This window comes from Streptomyces sp. NPDC056373 (assembly GCF_042262425.1).
GTDB lineage: Bacteria > Actinomycetota > Actinomycetes > Streptomycetales > Streptomycetaceae > Streptomyces.
In genome coordinates, this window is the sequence record NZ_JBHJPX010000022.1 from 94,026 (window position 1) to 114,707 (window position 20,682).

A 20,682-nucleotide genomic window follows, 5' to 3' on the forward strand; every position below is an offset into this window, starting at 1 on the left:
CCCTTGCTCAGCGCAGTACTACTGGATGCTCCTCAGAGCGTTTTCGAGGATCGCGGCGCCCTCCTCGGCCTCCGCGACGTTGAGGGACAGCGGCGGCGCGACGCGCAGCGCACTGGTGTCGTGCCCGCCGCCCTTGCCGATCAGCAGGCCGCCCTCGCGAGCCGTCTCCAGGACGGCCGCGGCGGTCCGCGGATCGGCCTCGTCGGTCCCCGGTTTCGTGATCTCGATGCCGATCATCAGCCCGCGGCCGCGTACCTCCCGTACGGCCGGTACGTGCGCGGCGACGGCCCTCAGCCGCTCGAGGAGCAGTCCGCCGACGCGCCGGGCGTTGCCCTGGAGGTCGTGTTCCAGCAGGTAGTTGAGGTTGGCGAGGCCCGCCGCCATGGTGATCTGGGTGCCGCCGAAGGTGGAGATGCTGTTGGAGTCCAGGCAGTTCATGATCTCGGAGCGGGCGACGACCCCGCCGATGGACATGCCGTTGCCGATGCCCTTGGCGAAGGTCATGATGTCGGGCGGTCCGTTGCGGCCGTGGGCCTGCCAGCCCCAGAAGTGCTCGCCGGTGCGGCCCCAGCCGGTCTGCACCTCGTCGGCGATCCACAGGATGCCGCGCTCGTGCAGCACTTCGCGGAAGGCGGCGTAGAGACCGTCCGGCGGAGCCGTGAAGCCGCCGACGCCCTGGACGGGTTCGGCGATCAGCGCGGCCGGCGCGCGGGTGTGGCCGAGCAGGTCCTTCAGGTCCTCGACGCAGGCCGCGATGTAGGCGTCGTCGCTGAGTGAGGCGAACGGGCCGCGGGTGCGCACCCCGCCGTGGACGTACAGCGTCTGGAGCGGGGACAGCGAGGTCGGGGACCAGCCGCTGTTGCCGGTGATGCCGACGGCGCTGAAGGAGCGGCCGTGGTAGCTGTTGCGCATGGCCAGGATCGTGTTGCTGCGCCGGTAGGCGGTGGCCAGCAGCAGGGCGGTGTCGTTGGCCTCGGTGCCGGAGGTGGTGAAGAAGACGCGGGCGTCCGGGATGCCGCTCAGCTGGGCGATGCGCTCGGCGAGTTCGACCATCGGGCGGTTGAGGTAGAGGGTCGAGGAGTGGATGATCCGCCCGGCCTGCTCGCTCACCGCCTTGGTCACCTCGGGCAGTGCGTGCGCCGTCATGGTGGTGAGGATGCCGCCGAAGAAGTCGAGGTACCGGTTGCCCTGGGCGTCCCAGACGTGGCGGCCCTCGCCGTGGGTGATCTCGAGGGGCTCCTCGTAGTAGAGGGCGAGCCAGTCGGGGAGCACGGCCCGGTGGCGGCCCAGGAGGTCGTTGGTCACGGCTGCACCAGCCCTTCGTAGGCGTCGGGGCGGCGGTCGCGGTAGAAGGCCCACGTCTGCCGTACCTCTTCGATGAGGTCGAGGTCGATGTCCCGGACCACGAGCTCCTCCTTGCTGTCGCTGGCGACGTCCCCGACGAACTGCCCGCGCGGGTCGACGAAGTAGCTCGTGCCGTAGAAGTCGTTGTCGCCGTACTCCTCCTGGCCGACGCGGTTGATCGCGGCGATGTAGTACCCGTTGGCGACGGCCGCCGCCGGCTGCTCCAGCCGCCACAGGTGGGAGGACAGGCTCCGGTGGGTCGCGGAGGGGTTGTAGACGAGCTGGGCTCCGGCCAGGCCGAGCTGGCGCCAGCCCTCCGGGAAGTGCCGGTCGTAGCAGATGTACACGCCGACCCTGCCGGCCGCCGTGTCGAAGACGGGCCAGCCGAGGTTCCCGGGCTTGAAGTAGAACTTCTCGCGGAAGCCCTTGAGCTGCGGGATGTGGTGCTTGCGGTACTTGCCGAGATAGGTGCCGTCGGCGTCGATCACGGCCGCGGTGTTGTAGTAGAAGCCGGGCTGCTCCGCCTCGAACACCGGCGCGACGATCACCATGCCGGTCTCGCGGGCGAGCGCCCGCATGCGCCGTACGGTCGGCCCGTCGGGGACGGGCTCGGCCCAGCGGTAGTGCTCCGGCTCCTCGACCTGACAGAAGTAGGGGCTGTTGAAGACCTCCTGGAAGCCGATGATCTTCGCGCCCCGGCGGGCCGCCTCCCGGGCGTGCTCCTCGTGTTTCGCCACCATGGACTCGGTGTCGCCGGTCCAGGTGGCCTGGACCAGGGCGGCACGTACGACGTTGGCCATGAGCTGCTCCTTCGACGCGACGTCTGCGCCTCTACGCCCGTAGAAGCGGGCCGTAGAGCCACGAACGTAAGCCTCTGGCACGGGGTTGCCAAGACCATCGTCGCCAACCCGCGGGGCATTGCGCGATTCGCACTCCTGTGGGTGAGTCGCCCGGGGTGCGACGTCGCCGGTCAGGCGGCGAATCCCGCGACCCGCAGGGCGTGCACGAGGTCCCAGTGGCGCTCGTCCGAGACACCTCGGGCCGCCTCCAGCAGGAGCGGCACGAGGCGCCCCGGTTCGGGTTCGGCGCTGCGCGCGGCCTCCTCGGGTGTGCGGGCCGCCACGTACGCGTCGAGCAGCACGCGCACCTCGCGGTGACGCCCCTCGGCGACCAGGCCGAGGACCGCCCGGCCGATCTCGGCAGGCGGCCGTGCGACCCCCTGCCGCAGCATCTGCCGGCCGTCACCCGCCCGCCCGGCCTCGACCAGCGCGTCGGCGGCGGCGACCAGCCGCCCGGCGGGCAGCGAGGCGGCCTCCCACAACAGCGTCTGCCAGTCGGCGTCCAGGCCGGCGAGGTGCAGCCGCTCCGCGAGCAGCGGATACCGGCCGGGCGCCCACGAGGCGACCTCGGCCAGCAGCGCGTGGGCCTCCCCGCTGCGCCCCTCGCTGCGCAGTCGGGCCAGCGCCTCCACGGTCCTTGCGACCTCGGCCCGGTCGCCGGTCCCGACCGCGTCGCCCTCCCGCACCCGCACCGGCCGCTCCGCCGCCGCCTCCTCGGCGGCCCCGGCGAAACGCGCCCCGCGGAGGGTGCGGCCGGTGGCCATGGGGGCGGGGGCGGGCAGGGAGGGCAGGGCGGGCACGGCGGAAGGCGGCACGACGACGGGTGCGGCTGCGGCTTCCCCCTCCGCCATCCCGGCGAAACGAGCACCGCCCCGACGGCGCTTGCGCTGCTTGGGGACGGTGGCGGGGCGAGGGGCCGGGGGTTCCGGGACGACTGGGCCGTACCGGGCGTCACGCCCGGCGTCGCTTCGGGCGTCAGGCCCGGCGTCGCTTCGGGCGTCAGGCCCGGCGTCGCTTCGGGCGTCAGGCCCGGCATCGCTTCGGGCGTCAGGCCCGGCATCGCTTCGGGCGTCAGGCCCGGCATCGCTTCGGGCGTCAGGCCCGGCATCGCTTCGGGATTCGCGGTCGGCGTCGATCCGGGTATCGCGCCCCGCGTCGCTCCAGGCATCACGCCCCGCGTCGCTTCGGGCATCACCGCCGGCGTCGTTTCGAATGTCCTGGCGGGTGTCGTGTCGGGTGGCCTGCCGAGCGGCGGCATCGGTCACGGCCGAGGGTCTTACGGGGGCGGGCGGGTCATCGGTGAACGACGGTGCCGCCCCGCCACCGTGCGTCCTCTCGGCAGCACTCCACGCCGGCGGGGGCACTCTCCGCTCACGCCGGTCCACGTGGGCCATCCGGGCCCGGAGTTCCGCACACCGCGCGCCGGCCCGTTCATGGTCGTCCCGGGCCCAGGCCAGGTCCACGCGCAAGGCGTCCGCCTGTTCGCCGGTCGCGGCCGAGGCCAGGCGGCGGGCGAGGGCGGCCTGGCGTTCGGCGGCGTACTTCTGCTCGCGGAGCATGACGTCGAGGCGGTCGCCGAGGGCGTCACGGCTCCCGGGCAGGGTGTCGTACGCGGCGAGCGCGGTGGCGTGCAGGGCGCGGGCGCGGTCCGTCTCCGGGCCGGCTCCCCCCGGGCCGTACTGCCCGGCGAGATCGTGCAGGAGCGCCTCCACCACGTCCCAGGGCGGCATCTCGCGCCCGTCGAGGCAGGCCCGCATCCCCTCCGGGTCGCGCCGCCAGAACACGGCGCACCAGCCGCCGGACGGGTCGAGGCGTGCCAGCAGACCGTCCAGATAGGTCGCGAACTCCCCGACCTCAGCCGGGAGTTGATCCGCCGCCATCGCTCAACTCCCGAGAGACCGGAGCACTTTTGCCCGTAGGCAACACCAGTCGTGTTACGGGAGTGCTACGGGGAGTTTTCACCCAAGGCGCAAGAGCCTCAGACCGGCGCAGGCGTGCACTGCCCGGCCAGGTCGTCCATGGACAGCCCGAGGACCCCGGCCAGCGCGGCCACCGTGAAGAAGGCCGGGGTCGGAGCCCGCCCGGTCTCGATCTTCCGCAGGGTCTCCGCGGAGATGCCGGCGCTCGCCGCGATCTCCGTCATGCTCCGGCCACCACGCGCCTCACGCAGCAGCCGGCCGAGCCGCTCGCCGCGTTCGCGCTCTTCGGGGGTGAGAGGGGTGCGCACCATGCCCCTATTCTAATACCGGTATAGTAATTGGCATGGTGGAGCTGAAGACAGACACTTCTATCGACGCGATGTACGAGGCGGGCCAGGTCGTCGCCCGCGCCCTGACGGCCGCGCAGAAGGCCGCCGGCGTGGGTGTCTCCCTGCTGGAACTGGACGAGGTGGCGCGCGGCGTGCTGCGCGAGGCGGGAGCGACCTCGCCCTTCCTCGGGTACCGCCCCTCCTTCGCGCCGACCCCCTTTCCCGCTGTCCTCTGCGTCTCGGTCAACGACGCGATCGTGCACGGCGTGCCGGGCCGCTACCGCCTGCGCGACGGAGACCTCGTCTCCATCGACTTCGGCGCCGAACTGGGCGGCTGGGTCGGCGACTCCGCGCTCAGCTTCGTCGTCGGCACCCCGCACACGGCGGACCTCCGCCTGATCGAGACCGCGGAGCGGGCCCTCGCGGCCGGGATCGGGGCGGCTGTCGTGGGCAACCGCATCGGCGACATCGCCCACGCGATCGGCACGGTGTGCCGGGGCGCCGGCTACGGCATCCCGGACGGCTTCGGCGGCCACGGCATCGGCCGCCGGATGCACGAGGACCCCGGAGTGCCGAACGAGGGCCGCCCGGGGCGCGGTATGCGGCTGCGGCACGGCATGGTGCTGGCCATCGAGCCCATGGTCATCGCGGGCGGCACGGACGATTTCCACGCGGCGCCCGACGGCTGGACCCTGAGGACGAACGACGGCTCCCGTGCGGCTCACGCCGAGCACACGGTGGCGATCACAGAATCCGGGCCGAGGATCCTCACGGCCCGCTGAGCCGCGCCCTGCGCCCCGTTCCTCCTGATACGCCCCTAAGGTGCCCCCCGTCGACGATCGTGCGAAGGTGTTCTACGAGCGCGCCCCAGGTGTAACCGGCTGCCACCCGGGTTACCCGACCCCGGCACGTCGACAAGCGAGGGCGTCCCCCGCCCGCGCGCCGGGGACGCCGGGAACGGAAGGCCCATGAGCAGCGGCTTCACCAGCCCGGAGGGCTACGGCTCGGATCCCTTCGGAGAATTCCTCGCACGCTTCTTCGGCGGACCGCGCCCCGGTCCCCGGCAGATCGACCTCGGGCGGCTGCTCAGCCAGCCGGCCCGGGAGCTCGTCCGCGGCGCCGCGCAGTACGCCGCCGAGCACGGCAGCCGGGACCTCGACACCCAGCATCTGCTGCGGGCGGCGCTCGCCACGGAGCCCACCCGCACCCTGCTCACCAAGGCCGGTGCGAATCCCGACTCGCTGGCGTCGCAGATCGACGACCGGTCGGGACCGGCCCAGCACACCAAGGACGACGCCCCGCCGCCGACCGCCCTGTCCCTCACCCCGGCCGCCAAGCGGGCCCTGCTGGACGCGCACGACATGGCCCGGGCCCGCGGCTACGGCTACATCGGCCCGGAGCACGTGCTCAGCGCCCTCGCGTCGAACCCCGACTCGGCCGCCGGGCACATCCTCAACGCGGCCCGCTTCGCCCCCTCCGAGCCGCCCGAGGCACCGGAGGTCCCCCAGGCCGAGCGCCCTCGCCCGACGAACACGCCGACCCTCGACAAGTACGGCCGCGACCTCACCGAACTGGCCCGCCAGGGCCGCATCGACCCGGTGATCGGCCGGGACCAGGAGATCGAGCAGACCGTGGAGGTCCTCTCCCGGCGCGGCAAGAACAACCCGGTGCTGATCGGTGACGCGGGAGTCGGCAAGACGGCCATCGTGGAGGGGCTGGCGCAGCGCATCTCCGAGGCCGACGTGCCCGACGTGCTGATCGGGCGCCGCGTGGTCGCCCTGGACCTCACGGGCGTGGTCGCGGGGACCCGCTACCGGGGTGACTTCGAGGAGCGGATGAACAACATCGTGGGCGAGATCCGGGCCCACTCCGACCAGCTGATCATCTTCATCGACGAGCTGCACACGGTCGTGGGCGCCGGTTCCGGTGGCGGCGACGGCGGTTCGCTGGACGCGGGCAACATCCTCAAGCCGGCCCTCGCCCGGGGCGAGCTGCACATCGTTGGCGCCACGACGCTGGAGGAGTACCGCCGCATCGAGAAGGACGCGGCGCTGGCCCGCCGCTTCCAGCCGATCATGGTGCCAGAGCCCACGGCAGCGGACGCGGTCGAGATCCTGCGCGGTCTCCAGGACCGCTACGAGGCCCACCACCAGGTCCGTTACACCGACGAGGCCCTGGTCGCGGCCGTGGAGCTGTCCGACCGCTACCTCACCGACCGCCGCCTGCCCGACAAGGCGATCGACCTCATCGACCAGGCCGGCGCCCGGGTGCGGCTGCGAGCCCGGACCAAGGGCACGGACGTACGGTCCATGGAGCGGGAGCTGGAGCAGCTGACCCGGGACAAGGACCAGGCCGTCGCCGATGAGCAGTACGAGCAGGCCACCCAGTTGCGCGACCGGATCGTGGAGCTGAAGCAGCGGATCACCGAGGCCGGCGGTGACGGCGAGGTCGACGAGGGCCAGGACCTGGTGGTCGGGGCCGAGTCGATCGCCGAGGTGGTGTCCCGGCAGACCGGCATCCCGGTCAGCAGCCTCACCCAGGAGGAGAAGGACCGCCTGCTGGGCCTGGAGGAGCACCTGCATCAGCGGGTGGTCGGCCAGGACGAGGCCGTGCGGGTCGTCTCGGACGCCGTGCTGCGCTCGCGCGCCGGGCTCGCGGCCGCCGACCGCCCGATCGGCAGCTTCCTGTTCCTCGGCCCGACGGGTGTGGGCAAGACCGAACTGGCCCGGGCGCTCGCCGAGTCACTGTTCGGCAGCGAGGACCGCATGGTCCGGCTCGACATGAGCGAGTACCAGGAGCGCCACACCGTCAGCCGGCTGGTCGGCGCCCCGCCCGGTTACGTCGGCCACGAGGAGGCGGGCCAGCTCACCGAGGTCGTGCGCCGCCACCCCTACTCGCTGCTCCTGCTGGACGAGGTGGAGAAGGCCCACCCGGACGTGTTCAACGTCCTGCTGCAGGTCCTCGACGACGGCCGGCTGACCGACTCCCAGGGCCGCACGGTGGACTTCAGCAACACGGTCATCGTGATGACGAGCAACCTCGGTTCCGAGGCGATCACCCGCCGCGGTGCCACGACGGGCTTCGCGGCGGGCGGCGCCGACGCGGACGAGGAGGCCCGCCGCGAGCAGATCCTGCGCCCGCTGCGCGAGCACTTCCGCCCCGAGTTCCTCAACCGCATCGACGAGATCGTGGTCTTCCGCCAGCTGACCACGGAGCAGCTGCGCCGGATCACCAACCTCCTGCTGGACCGCACCCGGTCCCTGGTGCAGGGCAAGGGCGTCACGGTGACCTTCACCGACCGTGCCGTGGAATGGCTGGCCGACCGCGGCTACCAGCCGGAGTACGGCGCCCGCCCGCTGCGCCGAACGATCCAGCGCGAGGTGGACAACGAACTGTCACGCCTGCTGCTGGACGGCCGCGTGCCGGAGAACGGCCGGGTGACGGTGGATGTGGAAGACGGCAGGCTCGCGTTTCGCACTCAAGAGGCAGCGGCGCCCTCACCCTAGGGGCGCGGGGCTGTGTCGATGTGTGGCTCCGCCGTGTGCGCGCGACCAGCCCCCGCGCCCCCGCAAGGGGCAACTCAACGCACAGGCCGCACCACCATCGCCGACCCCCCACCCCGCCGCGCGCTCTCCGCGGCTGCCAGCCACTTCCCACCCGGCAGCCGCTGCACACCGGTAGCCGCACCGATCTCGGGACTGGCCTTGAAGGAGTGCCCGATGGCCTCCAGCTGCTTCCTGACATCCGCGTCGAGACCGGGTTCCGCTTCGGTCTGCGCGGCGTTGCGCTGACTCACCCGGGGCGCCGCGATCGCGTCGACCAGCGGCAGCCCCCGGTCGACGAACCCGGTGAGCGTCTGCAGAACGGTCGTGATGATCGTCGCGCCACCCGGCGACCCCAGCGCCACCACGGGCCGGTCGTGCCGGTCCAGCACGATCGTCGGCGAGATGGACGACCGTGGCCGCTTGCCGGGCCCCGGCAGGTTCGGGTCGTGCACGGCCGGGTTCGCCGGGGTGAAGGAGAAGTCCGTCAGCTCGTTGTTGAGGATGAATCCCCGCCCGGGAACGGTGATCCCGCTGCCGCCGGTCTGCTCGATGGTGAGGGTGTAGGCGACGACGTTGCCCCACTTGTCGGCCACCGTCAGATGCGTGGTGCTGTCACCCTCGTACGTCGTCGGAGCCGCCTTGCCCCCCGAGACGCAGCGTGCGGGGTTGCGCGGGTCCCCCGGCGCCACGGGGCTCGTGAGCACCGCGTCGTCCTTGATGAGGCACTCGCGCGAGTCGGCGAACCGCTGCGAGAGCAGTTCCTTCGTCGGCACGTCCTCGAACGCCGGGTCACCGACCCACCGCCCCCGGTCCGCGAACGCGATCCTGCTGGCCTCGATGAACCGGTGGAGGTACTTGGCCTTGCTCGCCTTGGACAGGTCGGTCCGCTCCAGGATGTTGAGCGCCTCACCGACCGTCGTGCCGCCGGAGGAGGACGGCGCCATGGAGTAGACGCCGAGACCGCGGTACGAGGTCCTGGTGGGCGCCTGGAGCTTCGTGCGGTAGGCGGCCAGGTCCTTCGCGGTCAGGTCGCCGGGCCGGGCGTTCCAGCCCGAGGCGGGGTCGACCGGCGGCTTGGCGACCGTGTCGACGATCTCCCGCCCCAGGCGGCCGCGGTAGAGCGCGTCGACACCCTTGTGCCCCAACTCCGCGTACGTGCGGGCGAGATCGGGATTCTTGAAGGTGGAGCCGACGACGGGAAGCTGCCCGCCCGGCAGGAACAGCTCGGCGGTGTCCGGGAAGTAGCGGAAGCGGGTCTCGTTGGACGCCGTCTGCGAGCGGAACGTCTCGTCGACGGTGAAACCGTCGCGCGCCAGCCGCTCGGCCGGCTTCAGGACGCTCGCCAGCCGCTTGCTTCCCCACTGGTCGAGTGCGGTCTGCCAGGTGGCGGGCGTACCCGGGGTGCCGACGCTGAGGCCGCTGCTGACGGCGTCGGCGAAGGCGAGGGGCTTGCCGTTCTCGACGAAGAGGTTCTTGTCGGCGCTCAGCGGCGCGGTCTCGCGGCCGTCGATCGTGCGTACGGTGCGGGACTTGGCGTCGTAGTACACGAAGTAGCCGCCCCCGCCGATGCCGGCGGAGTAGGGCTCGGTGACGCCGAGCGCGGCGGCCGTGGCGACGGCGGCGTCGACGGCGTTGCCGCCCTTCCGCAGGACCTCGATCCCGGCGGCGGAGGCGTCCGGGTCGACGCTCGAGACGGCGCCGCCGTAGCCGACGGCCAGCGGGGTCTTCCCACCGCCGGTGCCCGGCGCGGCGGATGGCGGCGCCGCCGCTCCCACCGACATCACGACGGCGGCCGAAACCGCCAGGACCGTCAGATTCCGTGCCACAGGGCGACGCATCCGCACCTCCAGTCAAAGGCCGTCCGCGCAGCTTAATTCATCGCCATGGTCGCGTCAGGCAGGCGTCGAACACCGGTGCGTCGGGCCCGCTAGCATGCGCGCCCATGAATGACGACGTGCGCAACATCGTCCTGGGTGTGGTCGCGGCGGGCATCAGCGCCGCGCTGGGCTGGCTCGCCCGTACGTTCCTGTGGCGGCGCAAACTCCGGCGCAAGCAGGCCTTCTTCGGGCTGCCCGAGAACTCCGAGTCCCTGCTCGTCGTCAACCGCGATCCGGCCTCGAGCGAACCCGCGGTCCACCGCTTCGACGTGTACGCCCTTCTTGAGCTCTCTGCACTGATCAAGGACTGCGGGGCGCACCTCCATGTCGTCACCCAGGACTCGGCGCATCAGGGATTCGGGGAGCGCACCGAGTTCTGCGTGGGCGGCCCGGGGTCGAACCGCCGCATGATGGCGCACATGTCGGCCCTACTGCCCGGGGTGCGCGTCAACATCGACGCCGAACCGGGGCCGGACCGAGGCGCCTTCCAGATCGGCGGCGAGCGCTACCGCATGGACCCGGGCATCACCGAGTACGTGCTGCTCGCCCGGCTCACTGTCGGCGACCGCCGCGACGCCCGGCCCGTGTTCCTGTTCTGCGGCCAGCGTGCCATCACCAATCAGGCCGCTACCCGCTACCTCGCCCGCAACCACGAGCGGCTGACCCGCAAGTACGGCACCGGCTCGTTCGTCCTGCTGCTCAAGGTGATCAACTCGCAGGCGTACGGCCCGGACGTCGTCGAACTGGTGGAGGACGTGACGCGCGCGGCGCAGACCGCACCGCCCGCGGCGGCGACGCCCGTTCCACGCAATGCACACCGTGCCTCCTAGACTCCTCCACCGCTCAACAATCGTTACTGGCACGTAACTTACCGGCGGGTTACCTCTGGTAAGAGGTCGCGGTTACCGTTCGGTCACTTTGCACTGACACGAGTGAGGAGTGACCCGTGGGACGTCACCGCAAGGCCCTGCGCACCACCGCCGTGGGCGCCGTCTCGGCGACCCTGGTCGCCGGCACCGCCCTCGGGTTCGCCCCCACCGCGCAGGCGGCCCCGAACCCGGTCCGCTTCGTCGACATCGCCGGCGACGGCGGCACCGTCCTCAAGGCCAACGTCGTCACCCCGGCGGGGGCCCGCGGCACCGACCGCTACCCGCTGCTGGTCATGCCCACGAGCTGGGGCCTGCCCCAGGTCGAGTACCTGGCCCAGGCGCAGAAGCTCGCCGACTCCGGGTACGTCGTCGTCACCTACAACGTGCGCGGCTTCTGGCAGTCGGGCGGCGAGATAGAAGTGGCGGGCCCACCCGATGTCGCCGACGCCTCGAAGGTCATCGACTGGGCGCTCGCCCACACCCCCGCCGACGCCGGGCACATCGGCATGGCGGGCGTCTCCTACGGCGCGGGCATCAGCCTGCTCACCGCCGCGCACGACAAGCGGATCAAGGCGGTCGCCTCACTCAGCGGATGGGCCGACCTGATCGGCTCCATCTACTCCGGACGCACCCAGCACCTCCAGGCCGCGGCCCTGCTGGACGGCGCGAGCGTGGTGACGGGCCGCCAGAGCCCGGAACTCCGGCAAACCTTCAACGACTTCTACTCCTCCAACTTGGCGAAGGAACCGGAGCTCATCGCCTGGGGGAAGAAACGTTCCGCTGCGACCTACGTCGACCGGATCAACGAGAACGGCGCGGCGATCATGCTCGCCAACGCCTGGGGCGACAGCGTCTTCCCGCCCAACCAGTACGCCGACTTCTACGAGAAGCTGACCGGCCCGAAGCGGCTGGAGATGCGGCCCGGAGACCACGCCACCGCCGAGCTGACCGGCCTGTTCGGGCTGCCCAACGACGTCTGGAAGGACACCGGCCGCTGGTTCGACCACTACCTCAGGGGCGAGGACAACGGCATCGACCGCGAGCAGCCCGTCCAGCTCAAGTCCCGTTCCTCCGGCGGCTACGAGGGTTACCCGGACTGGAAGTCGGTCGCCGCGACCGAACGGAAGATCGCCCTCGGCGGCACGACCACGATCCGCGCGAACGTGAACTCGGGGGCGGACGGCGGTGTCGTCTTCCTGTCCAGCATCCTCGACCAGGTGGCCCAGCTGCCGCCGATGGCCTCGATCCCGCTGCTCCCCCGCCGCTGGGCCGCCGTGTGGCAGTCGGAGAAGTCGGCCACGGCCCAGCAGGTGCGCGGAACGACGAAGTTGCACACGACCCTCACCCCGACCAAGGAGAGCGGCACCCTCGTCGCCTACCTGTACGACGTGGGGCCGCTCGGCCTCGGCAAGCTGGTCACCCACGCGCCGTACACCTTCCACGGGCGCACCCCCGGAAAGCCGTTCGGCGTCGACCTGGAGCTGTACTCCACGGCCTACGACGTCCCGGCCGGGCATCGCCTCGCCCTGGTCGTCGACACGGTCGACCCGCTCTACATCGAGCACAACCCGTCCGGCGCGCAGCTGACCTTCTCCTCGCCGGCGGACGACCCGTCGTACGTGTCGGTTCCGCTGCGCGAGCAGTGATCTCCGGCTGCCGCCGGACGGGCCTGGCCGATGTGAACCGCCTGCCCCCGTGGCCTTCGGGCCGTGGGGGCCGCACCCGGTGGGAATGCCCCGCGGACCGGGCGGGCGGTCTGCTCCCCCTGAAGGGATCGGCGGCCTTCGGCGAAGTCCCCCTCTCCGACAGGGATGAAGGGCACATCGTAGTCGAGGTCCGATCCGATGAGCCGTCCGGTGCCTGCCCGTTCAGTGCTTGAGGATCTTGGAGAGGAAGTCCTTGGCGCGGTCGCTGCTCGGGTTGGTGAAGAACTCGTCCGGGGCGCGGTCCTCGACGATCCTGCCGTCGGACATGAACACCACGCGGTTGGCGGCCGAGCGGGCGAAGCCCATCTCGTGCGTGACGACGATCATGGTCATGCCTTCGCGGGCGAGCTGCTTCATGACCTCCAGCACCTCGTTGATCATCTCCGGGTCGAGGGCCGAGGTCGGCTCGTCGAAGAGCATCGCCTTGGGCTCCATGGCCAGGGCACGGGCGATGGCCACGCGCTGCTGCTGACCGCCGGAGAGCTGCGCCGGGTACTTGTCCGCCTGGTTGGCGACGCCGACCCGGTCGAGGAGCTCCCGGGAGCGCTTGTCGGCGTCCTCCTTGCGGCGCCCGCGGACCTTGATCTGTCCCAGGGAGACGTTCTGCAGCACGGTCTTGTGGGCGAAGAGATTGAACGACTGGAAGACCATGCCGACGTCGGCGCGCAGCCGGGCCAGGGGCTTGCCCTCTTCCGGCAGCGGCTGCCCGTCGAGGACGATCTGCCCGGACTCGATGGTCTCCAGCCGGTTGATCGCCCGGCACAGGGTCGACTTCCCCGATCCCGACGGGCCGATGACCACGACCACCTCCCCCCGGCCGACCGTGAGGTTGATGTCCTGCAGGACATGCAGCTCCCCGAAGTGCTTGTTGACGTCACGCAGCTCGATCAGCGGTTCGACGGCCATACTCAGCCCTACTCACTCTCAGCTGTGTGGTGGTTGCCGCAACGTATCCAGGCAAGATCGAACGTGGCGGGCGACACGCACTTTTCGATCATTAGCCGTATTTACGTCGGACTTTGGGCCAAAGCTTCTGGCCCGGGCGTTCATGACTCGGCGACTTCCGCGTACAGCTGCGACAGCTCGGGCACCCCGTACGCGGCCCACTCGTGGCCGGATTCGACGACGTCGAACTCGCGGCCGGAGTCCAGCGCCACGACGGGCTGGCCGTCGGGACGGATCTCCCAGGCGGCGCCCGGTACGGTGCGCACGATGACACTGCCCAGATAGAGACCGGCGTCGTTGCCCAGCCAGGTCAGGGTCTCCTCGTCGTCCCGCCAGCGCGGCAGGAGTTGGTCCAGCGCCTCCAGCGAGGCCGCCGTGTCGTCCAGCCGGACACCCGCCCGGGACGCCTGGGAGCGCAGCAGCTCACACTCGGCGAGGAGTTCCGCGATGCCCGCCGGGTCGGGAAACCCGACCTTCTGGCGCCGGTGGCCCAGGAAAGGGATGTTCATACTCCCAGCGTGTCATTCGTACCGCCGTACGCACCACAGGGCGCGCGGGCCCGCCGACCCCGGTCGAGTTCAGGCCGAGTTCACGTGACGCGCGTTGACGTGTCACTCCCGTCTCCCTAACTTCACCGTGCGCCGTGCGTCTCGGCCGTCGTTGTCTCTTCGGTTCCGTCCCTGCGTTCCGTGTTGTCGCGTCGTGTGTCGCTGAGTGGGAGGAGTCGGCCGTGCGCCGATGTGTCCGGGGGATCCTGGTCGTCCTGGCCCTGTGCGGGTCGCTGGTCCCGGCGGTGTCCGCCGCGGCCGTCGCGGAGGGACGGGCCGCACCGGTGCCGCTGGAGCGGCTGTTCGACAACGTGGCCGTCAGCGACGACAGCCGGCCGGCGGAGGCCGACTTCGACGGGTCCGGAGCCTCCCTGTCCGCGCGGGACCTCAACGCCGCGGGCTGGGAGCCCGGCCGCGCCCTCACGGTCCAGGGCGCCCGGCTGACCTGGCCGCAGCGGCCGCCGGGCGAGCCGGACAACGTGCGCGCCGCCGGGCAGGAGGTCCGGGTCACGGGGCGGGGCGACGCCCTCGCCTTCCTGGTGGCGGGCACCGCAGGCGCGGAGGTGGGCGGCCCGGGGACGGTCACGTACGCCAACGGCTCCCGCGCCGCTTACCGGCTGACCGCGCCGGACTGGCGCACCGGGCCGCTCGCGAGCAAGGCCGTGGCTCTGCCGCACATCAACACGCCCGGCGGCCGACTCGCCGAGCAGGCCCGCCTGTACGTCGTGACGGTGCCGCTGGTGCCGGGGCGCGCGGTGACCTCGGTCCGGCTTCCGCGCGCGGCCGGGCTGCACGTCTTCGCGGTGTCGGTGCGGACCGCCACGCAGGGCTGGACGGGCAGCTGGACGACGGCCACGGGCGGGTACGCCGCGGTGGGGCCCTGGTCGGACCGGACACTGCGGCTGGTCGTGCACACATCGGCCGGCGGCCCCCGGGTGCGGGTGCGGTTCGACAACACCTTCGCGTCGGCTCCGGTACGGATCGGGAGCGCCACGGTCGCGGTGCGGGAGTCGGGCGCCGCTTCCCGGGGCACTCCGGTGGCGCTGGCCTTCGGCGGTGCGGCGGCCGTGTCGATCCCGGCCGGGGGCCAGGCCTACAGCGACCCGCTCGGTTTCCCCGTTCCGGCGGACGCCGATCTGCTGGTGAGTTTCCACCTGCCCGGCACCGTGGCCGCGGCGCCCGTGCACGGGCTCGCGCAGCAGCGCTCCTACGTCAGCGAGCCGGGCGATCACGCGGCGGACGGCTCCGCCGGGGCGTACACCTCGGTGATCACCCGCTGGCCGCTGCTCGCCGGGGTCGACGTGAGCGGCGGGCCCGGGTCCGTGGTGCTGCTCGGCGACTCGATCACCGACGGCGACAAGTCCACGCCGGACGCCAACCGGCGCTGGCCGAACGTCCTGGCCGCCCGGCTCCTGAAGCAGAGCGCCGTCCCGCGGTACGGCGTGCTGAACCTGGGCGTCTCGGGCAACCGCGTGGTGACCGACCGGTACCCCGGCGACGGGGTGTCCACGGACACGGCCGGGGTGAGCGCCCTGCACCGCTTCGACCGGGACGTCCTGGCCCAGCCGTCGGCGCGTACGGCAGTCGTCTTCGAGGGCGTCAACGACCTGCGGTGGGGAACGTCGGCGGAACAGCTGGTCGCCGGGCTGCGGGAGCTCGCGGCGCGGGGGCACGCACGGGGGCTGAGGATGCTCGCGGCGACGATCCTGCCCTGTGAGGGCGAGGCGCGGTGCACTCCCGCCGTCGACGCCGAGCGGCACGCGGTGAACCAGTGGATCCGCTCCGGCGGGGTCTTCGACGGGGTGCTCGACTTCGACGCCGTGGTCCGTGATCCACAGCGGCCGGCCCGGATGCTTCCCGCCTATGACAGCGGGGACCATCTGCATCCGGGCGACGCGGGGCTGGCGGCCCTGGCGGACTCCGTCGACCTGGAGCTGCTGCGGCCCTAGACGTCCAGGTCCACGACCACGGGCGCGTGGTCGGAGGCGCCCTTGCCCTTGCGCTCCTCACGGTCCACGTACGCGTCGCCGACGGCCTTGGCGAAGGGCGCGTTGCCGTACACCAGGTCGATGCGCATGCCGCGGTTCTTCGGGAAGGAGAGCTGGCGGTAGTCCCAGTACGTGAAGGGGTGCTCGTACTTCAGGGGCCGCGGGACCACGTCCGACAGGCCGGCCTCGCGCAGGGAGGCAAGGGCGGCGCGCTCGGCGCCGGTGACATGGGTGGACCCCTCGAAGAAGGCGGGGTCGAAGACGTCGTCGTCCGTCGGCGCCACGTTGTAGTCGCCCATCACCGCGAAGGGGCGGCTGCCCGCGGCGTCACCGGCGACGGCGGCCTTGAGCGCCTCGAACCACTGGAGCTTGTAGGCGTAGTGGGGGTGGTCCACCTCACGGCCGTTCGGCACGTAGACCGACCAGACGCGGAGCGGGCCGCAGGTCGCCGAGATGGCGCGGGGTTCCACCGAGCCGTCGAAGCCGGGGTCGCCGGGCAGGCCCTTGACGATGTCCTCGATGCCGACGCGGGAGAGCACCGCCACGCCGTTCCACCGGCCGGTCGCGTGGACCGCCGACTCGTAACCCAGCTCGCGCAGCTGCTCCGCGGGGAACTGCTCCTCGGCGACCTTGGCCTCCTGGAGGCACAGCACGTCCGTGCCGCTGCTCTCCAGCCAGGCCAGGAGCCTCGGCAGGCGGGCGGTGATCGAGTTCACGTTCCAGGTCGCGATGCGCATGCCCCACAACCTACCCGGCGGGTCCGACAACGCCGCCGGCCCCGTCAGACCTCGGCGGACTCCCCGGGCGTCAGCCGCAGGTGGTCCGAGCCGCCGAGCTGCCCGATCTGCCGGTCGTACACGGGCCGGGCCAGGTCGGTGAGGTAGGCGTCGTGGATGTCGTAGGCGCGGTGCGGCTTCAGCTCGCGCACGTAGTCGATGACCTCGGAGATCTTGCTCCACGGGGCCATGACGGGGAGCATCAGCGTCTCCACCGGGTGGTCCGGGACGGTGAGGGCGTCGCCGGGGTGGAAGACCTTGCCGGCGTCGACGAGGTAGCCGACGTTGGTGATGCGCGGGACGTCCGGGTGGATCACCGCGTGGAGTTCGCCGTGGACCTGGACGTCGAAGCCGGCGGCGGAGAAGGTGTCGCCGTGGCCGACGGTGTGCACGCGGCCCGGGAAAGCGGACGAGATCTTCTCCGCGACCGCCTTCAGGGTCCAGATCTCGGCGGCCGGGTTGTGCTCCATCGCGGCCCGCAGCCGCGACTCGTCGAAGTGGTCGGGGTGCTCATGGGTGACGAGGATCGCGTCCGCGCCGAGCGCGGCGTCCTCCTCGCTGAACCCACCGGGATCGAGGACGAGGGTCCGGCCGTCCTTCTCCAGCCGGACGCAGGCGTGCGACTTCTTCGTGAGCTTCATGAATCCATCCTGCCTCTGACCCTGCCCGGGCTCACTCCTGGGGCGTGGTCTCCTCGCGAATCACCTGCTGGGCCACCTTGAACGCGCTGTTCGCGGCCGGGACACCGCAGTAGACGGCCGCCTGGAGCAGCACTTCCTTGATCTCGCCCGGGGTGAGGCCGTTGCGCAGGGCGGCTCTGGTGTGGAAGGCCAGCTCGTCCAGATGACCGCCCGCGACCAGGGCGGTGAGGGTGACACAGCTGCGGGTGCGCCGGTCGAGGCCCGGGCGGTCCCAGATCTCGCCCCAGGCGTAGCGGGTGACGAGTTCCTGGAAGTCGCCGGAGAAGTCGTCGGCGTGGGCGAGCGCCCGGTCGACGTGCGCGTCGCCCAGCACCTCGCGGCGCACCTTGATCCCGGCGTCGTACGGGTCGGGCCGCCCCTGGACCTGCGGCGGCACGGCGGCCGGGGCGATCTCGGCGACGGGCCCGGTCTGCAGAGGCTGCGGTGGGGCGGGAGACAGGACCGGCTTGAGGGCGGCCTGGGGCAGGGCGGTCTGGCCGGTGGAGGTCTCGTAGGCGGGCTGCCAGGCGGTGGAGAAGTGCCGCACCAGCAGGTCGGTGACCGCCGCGGGCTGCTCCACCGGGACCAGGTGGGAGGCGCCCGGGACGACGGCGAGGCGGGCGTCCGGGATGCCGGCGACCAGCGTACGGGCTTCGGCGGGGCCGGTGACCTGGTCGTCCGATCCGACCAGGACGAGGGTCGGGACGCCGACCCGGCCGAGTTCGGGGCGGACGTCGAACGAGGCGAGCGCCTCGCAGGAGGCGATGTAGCAGCCGGGGTCGGTGGTGCGCACCATCTGTACGGCCCACTCCGTGATCGCGGGCTGGGCGGCCGCGAACCCGCCGGTGAACCAGCGCTCCGGGGCGGTACGGGCGATCGGGTCGAGGCCGTTCGTGCGGACGATCACGCCCCGCTGGCGGAACTCGTCGGCCGTTCCGAAGCGGGGCGAGGCGGCGATCAGTGCGAGTGAGGCGAGCCGCTCGGGGTGGCGCAGGGCCAGTTCGATGCCGATGGCGCCGCCGAGCGCGCAGCCCGCGTAGCCGAAGCGCTGGACGCCGAGCCCTTCGAGGGTGGCCAGCAGCCGCGCGGTGATGTCACCGACGGAGCCCGCCGGGTGCGCGGGAGCTCCGCCGTGGCCGGGCAGGTCGAACCGGAAGACGCGCCACTGCTTGGTGAGCTCGGGGATCTGCCGGTCCCACATGTGCCATGTGGTACCCAGTGAGGGACCCAGGATCAGGACGGGAGCGTCTTCTGGCCCGTCAAAGCGGTATTGCAGGGTGTTCGGTGGTGTCTCACTCACGCCCCAGACCCTCTCACGTCTCACAGACGCCCCTATAACGAGGGGGCGCTGGATACTGGCCTGACCAGGTTGAAGAACTCGCGGGCTGCGTATCGCTTGAGGCATCGGATGATCTCGCGTCGGGTCATGCCTTCCTGGGTGCGACGTTCGTAGTACGCCTGGGTACGTGGGTCGTGGCGCAGGCGGGTGAACACGATGCGGTGCAAGGCCGCATTGGCCTGCCGGTCGCCGCCGTAGTTGAGCCGGCGCGTGCTCCGCCGGCCCGACGAATACTCGACGGGGCTGACTCCGCAAAGGGCAGCAAAGGATGCCTCGGTGTCCAGCCGCTCGGGGTTGTCTCCCATGGTGATCAGCAAGGTGGCTGCGCTGTCCGGGCCGATGCCCACCGGGACGAGTAGCTGTGGGGCGTGGTGTTCGACGAGCTGGGTCAGGCGTTGGTTCAGCTCATTGATCTGCCCGGTGAGCTGTTCGATGCGCTCGGCGAGCATTCTCAGGGTCATGTGGGTGGCTTGGGCCACCGCGCCCTCGCCGTCGCATGCTCCGAGGCGTGCGCAGGTGCGGAACAGCTCGCGGTTGCCCAGGCTGGACAGGCGTTCCCGCAGTGCGGGATCGGCGATGACCAGGACGGCTTTGAGCTGGTTGATCGCCTGGGTACGGGCCTTGACCGCGGAGTCCTTGGCCAGCTTGAAGATCCGGGCGCTGTGCACCGGACCGTCGCCGGACTTGGCCCGGGCCCGGGCGCGGCCACTGAGCACGGCCCGCGCGGCGGCCTGCGCATCGAGCGGGTCCGACTTCCCCAGCAGCCGGCGGGCCGAGCGGTCGGGCCGGTTCACCTCGTATACCTCGACCTGCTGCGCCAGCAGGTAGCGGGACAGGCCCGCACCGAAGGTGCCGGTGCCCTCCACACCGGCCCGGCGCACCGTCCCCCGCTTGCGGGCCCACACGAGCAGCCGCCGGTAGCCGGCCACCGTCGCCGGAAAGGACTCGGTGCCCAGAACCTTCCCCAGCGGGGAGACCACGGCGGCGACGTGGACCTCGCCGTGCGTGTCCACGCCCAGGACGACCTCGGCCCGAGCGGGAGGATCAGTGCTGGAGGAGGTGCTGCGCTGTCTGGTCGTCATGGTAGTTGGCCTCCCGCCTGGTGACGTGCTCGGTGGATGGCACCGGCCTGCTCGGGCGGTCTGAACCGTGATGGCGCCTGATCGTCGGCAGGGCCCCTATGGGGACACGCCCTGTGGCTCGGTACCAGCAGGCACCACCCCGCAGCGGCAGTCGACAAGCCCGTGACTGGACACTTCGGTCATAGATCTCATGAGTCAGACCCCGCCCGGGACGGCACTGCGCAACCGTCCCACTGTTCCCGGCACAGCGGCGTGATCCGATCATTGCTGGATGGCTTCGTCCGAACCGGTGCTCAACCTGGCCTGGACGGGCTGACAGTGGGTCGACTTTTCGCCCACGCGTGACCGGCATGGCGGACAGCCTCGTGGCCCGCTTCACCGGCAGCCTGGCACCCGAGATCCTGCAATACACCGGTCGGCCGCAGGGACCAGCGTCGATCTCCTTGCTTCCGGGCACACAACAGCGTTCTTCATCTACCCGGTCGGCACGACTGGCGGGCCGACCGGGTAGATGGCGTCGAGCTCGACCGCGAAGAAAGCCGAGGCCGCCTTGCGGATCTCGTTCGCCCGTCGCAGTTCGGCGTTCTCGGCAGCCGCTTGATCTCCGCGGCTTCTTCCGACGTGGCTCCGGGCCGCTGGCCGGCGTCCACCTCGGTCTTGCGGACCCAGGTCCGCACCGTCTCGGCGGCACCGATCCCCAGCTTGGCTGCGACCGCCTTCATCGCACCCCACTCGGTCGGGTAGTTCGGACGGATCTCCGCAACCATGCGCACTGGGCGCTCGCGAAGCTCGGGAGGATAAGGGACGGACGTGCTATGACTCGATCCTCTCAGGGAATCGAGCCTCCACCAGACCCGTAGCGGTTCACTGAACGCCTTCGACGTCACCTTCGACGG

The 20,682-nt window shown here is 71.6% G+C and carries 16 protein-coding genes and 1 pseudogene; 5 read left to right on the top strand and 12 right to left on the bottom strand.

Annotated features, from left to right (window positions below):
• Positions 1 to 18 precede the first annotated feature (18 nt).
• The 4 genes from ACFCXS_RS35295 to ACFCXS_RS35310 form a co-directional block, all read right to left on the bottom strand.
• Positions 19 to 1,305 carry an aspartate aminotransferase family protein gene (locus tag ACFCXS_RS35295; protein ID WP_376647447.1) on the bottom strand — a complete coding sequence of 429 codons (1,287 nt, stop codon included), beginning with the start codon at positions 1,303 to 1,305 and terminating at the stop codon, positions 19 to 21.
• The gene (locus ACFCXS_RS35300) at positions 1,302 to 2,144 is read right to left on the bottom strand and encodes a nitrilase-related carbon-nitrogen hydrolase (protein ID WP_376647448.1); all 843 of its coding nucleotides are present in this window, start codon (positions 2,142 to 2,144) and stop codon (positions 1,302 to 1,304) included. Before ACFCXS_RS35300 ends, ACFCXS_RS35295 begins: the two co-directional genes overlap by 4 nt.
• Before the next feature lie 170 nt (positions 2,145 to 2,314).
• The gene (locus ACFCXS_RS35305) at positions 2,315 to 4,063 is read right to left on the bottom strand and encodes a hypothetical protein (protein ID WP_376647449.1); all 1,749 of its coding nucleotides are present in this window, start codon (positions 4,061 to 4,063) and stop codon (positions 2,315 to 2,317) included.
• A gap of 98 nt (positions 4,064 to 4,161) precedes the next feature.
• A complete protein-coding gene (locus ACFCXS_RS35310; RefSeq protein WP_376647450.1) occupies positions 4,162 to 4,413 on the bottom strand; it encodes a helix-turn-helix domain-containing protein in 252 nt (83 codons plus the stop codon).
• Between the two features lie 32 nt (positions 4,414 to 4,445).
• Between ACFCXS_RS35310 and map the strand changes: the two genes are divergently transcribed.
• Positions 4,446 to 5,213 carry a type I methionyl aminopeptidase gene (gene map, locus ACFCXS_RS35315; RefSeq protein WP_376647451.1) on the top strand — a complete coding sequence of 256 codons (768 nt, stop codon included), beginning with the start codon at positions 4,446 to 4,448 and terminating at the stop codon, positions 5,211 to 5,213.
• Positions 5,214 to 5,399: 186 nt separating this feature from the next.
• Positions 5,400 to 7,937: an ATP-dependent Clp protease ATP-binding subunit gene (locus tag ACFCXS_RS35320; protein WP_376647452.1), complete on the top strand. Its 2,538-nt coding sequence runs from the start codon at positions 5,400 to 5,402 to the stop codon at positions 7,935 to 7,937.
• Between the two features lie 74 nt (positions 7,938 to 8,011).
• Here the strand turns inward: ACFCXS_RS35320 and ggt are convergent, their stop codons facing one another.
• Positions 8,012 to 9,814 (bottom strand): gamma-glutamyltransferase, encoded by a 1,803-nt coding sequence (gene ggt / locus ACFCXS_RS35325; protein WP_376647453.1) that lies wholly within the window; start codon positions 9,812 to 9,814, stop codon positions 8,012 to 8,014.
• Between the two features lie 104 nt (positions 9,815 to 9,918).
• Here ggt and ACFCXS_RS35330 point away from each other — a divergent pair, with 104 nt between their 5' ends.
• Both ACFCXS_RS35330 and ACFCXS_RS35335 read left to right on the top strand, forming a co-directional pair.
• Positions 9,919 to 10,683, top strand: a complete 765-nt coding sequence (locus ACFCXS_RS35330; RefSeq protein WP_376647454.1) for a hypothetical protein — start codon at positions 9,919 to 9,921, stop codon at positions 10,681 to 10,683.
• Between the two features lie 116 nt (positions 10,684 to 10,799).
• Entirely contained in the window at positions 10,800 to 12,368 is a 1,569-nt protein-coding gene (locus tag ACFCXS_RS35335) for a CocE/NonD family hydrolase (protein ID WP_376647455.1), read from the top strand.
• A gap of 222 nt (positions 12,369 to 12,590) precedes the next feature.
• Here ACFCXS_RS35335 and ACFCXS_RS35340 read toward each other — a convergent pair whose 3' ends face one another.
• Positions 12,591 to 13,334 (bottom strand): amino acid ABC transporter ATP-binding protein, encoded by a 744-nt coding sequence (locus tag ACFCXS_RS35340; protein ID WP_376647456.1) that lies wholly within the window; start codon positions 13,332 to 13,334, stop codon positions 12,591 to 12,593.
• 140 nt (positions 13,335 to 13,474) lie between these two features.
• Positions 13,475 to 13,882, bottom strand: coding sequence for a DUF6278 family protein (locus ACFCXS_RS35345; protein WP_376647457.1), 408 nt, complete (start codon positions 13,880 to 13,882; stop codon positions 13,475 to 13,477).
• Positions 13,883 to 14,103: 221 nt separating this feature from the next.
• Here ACFCXS_RS35345 and ACFCXS_RS35350 point away from each other — a divergent pair, with 221 nt between their 5' ends.
• Positions 14,104 to 15,870, top strand: coding sequence for an SGNH/GDSL hydrolase family protein (locus ACFCXS_RS35350; RefSeq protein WP_376647458.1), 1,767 nt, complete (start codon positions 14,104 to 14,106; stop codon positions 15,868 to 15,870).
• Here the strand turns inward: ACFCXS_RS35350 and ACFCXS_RS35355 are convergent.
• The 5 genes and pseudogenes from ACFCXS_RS35355 to ACFCXS_RS35375 form a co-directional block, all read right to left on the bottom strand.
• Positions 15,867 to 16,646, bottom strand: coding sequence for an exodeoxyribonuclease III (locus tag ACFCXS_RS35355; RefSeq protein ID WP_376647459.1), 780 nt, complete (start codon positions 16,644 to 16,646; stop codon positions 15,867 to 15,869). The two genes, ACFCXS_RS35350 and ACFCXS_RS35355, sit on opposite strands and share 4 nt — an antisense overlap.
• A gap of 44 nt (positions 16,647 to 16,690) precedes the next feature.
• A complete protein-coding gene (locus ACFCXS_RS35360) occupies positions 16,691 to 17,326 on the bottom strand; it encodes an MBL fold metallo-hydrolase (RefSeq protein WP_376647460.1) in 636 nt (211 codons plus the stop codon).
• Between the two features lie 31 nt (positions 17,327 to 17,357).
• Entirely contained in the window at positions 17,358 to 18,665 is a 1,308-nt protein-coding gene (gene pcaC / locus ACFCXS_RS35365) for a 4-carboxymuconolactone decarboxylase (RefSeq protein WP_376647461.1), read from the bottom strand.
• Positions 18,666 to 18,697: 32 nt separating this feature from the next.
• Positions 18,698 to 19,786 (bottom strand): IS110 family transposase, encoded by a 1,089-nt coding sequence (locus tag ACFCXS_RS35370; RefSeq protein ID WP_376647462.1) that lies wholly within the window; start codon positions 19,784 to 19,786, stop codon positions 18,698 to 18,700.
• Positions 19,787 to 20,279: 493 nt separating this feature from the next.
• Positions 20,280 to 20,553: pseudogene (locus ACFCXS_RS35375) on the bottom strand (IS3 family transposase); the annotation flags it as partial.
• Positions 20,554 to 20,682 lie beyond the last annotated feature (129 nt).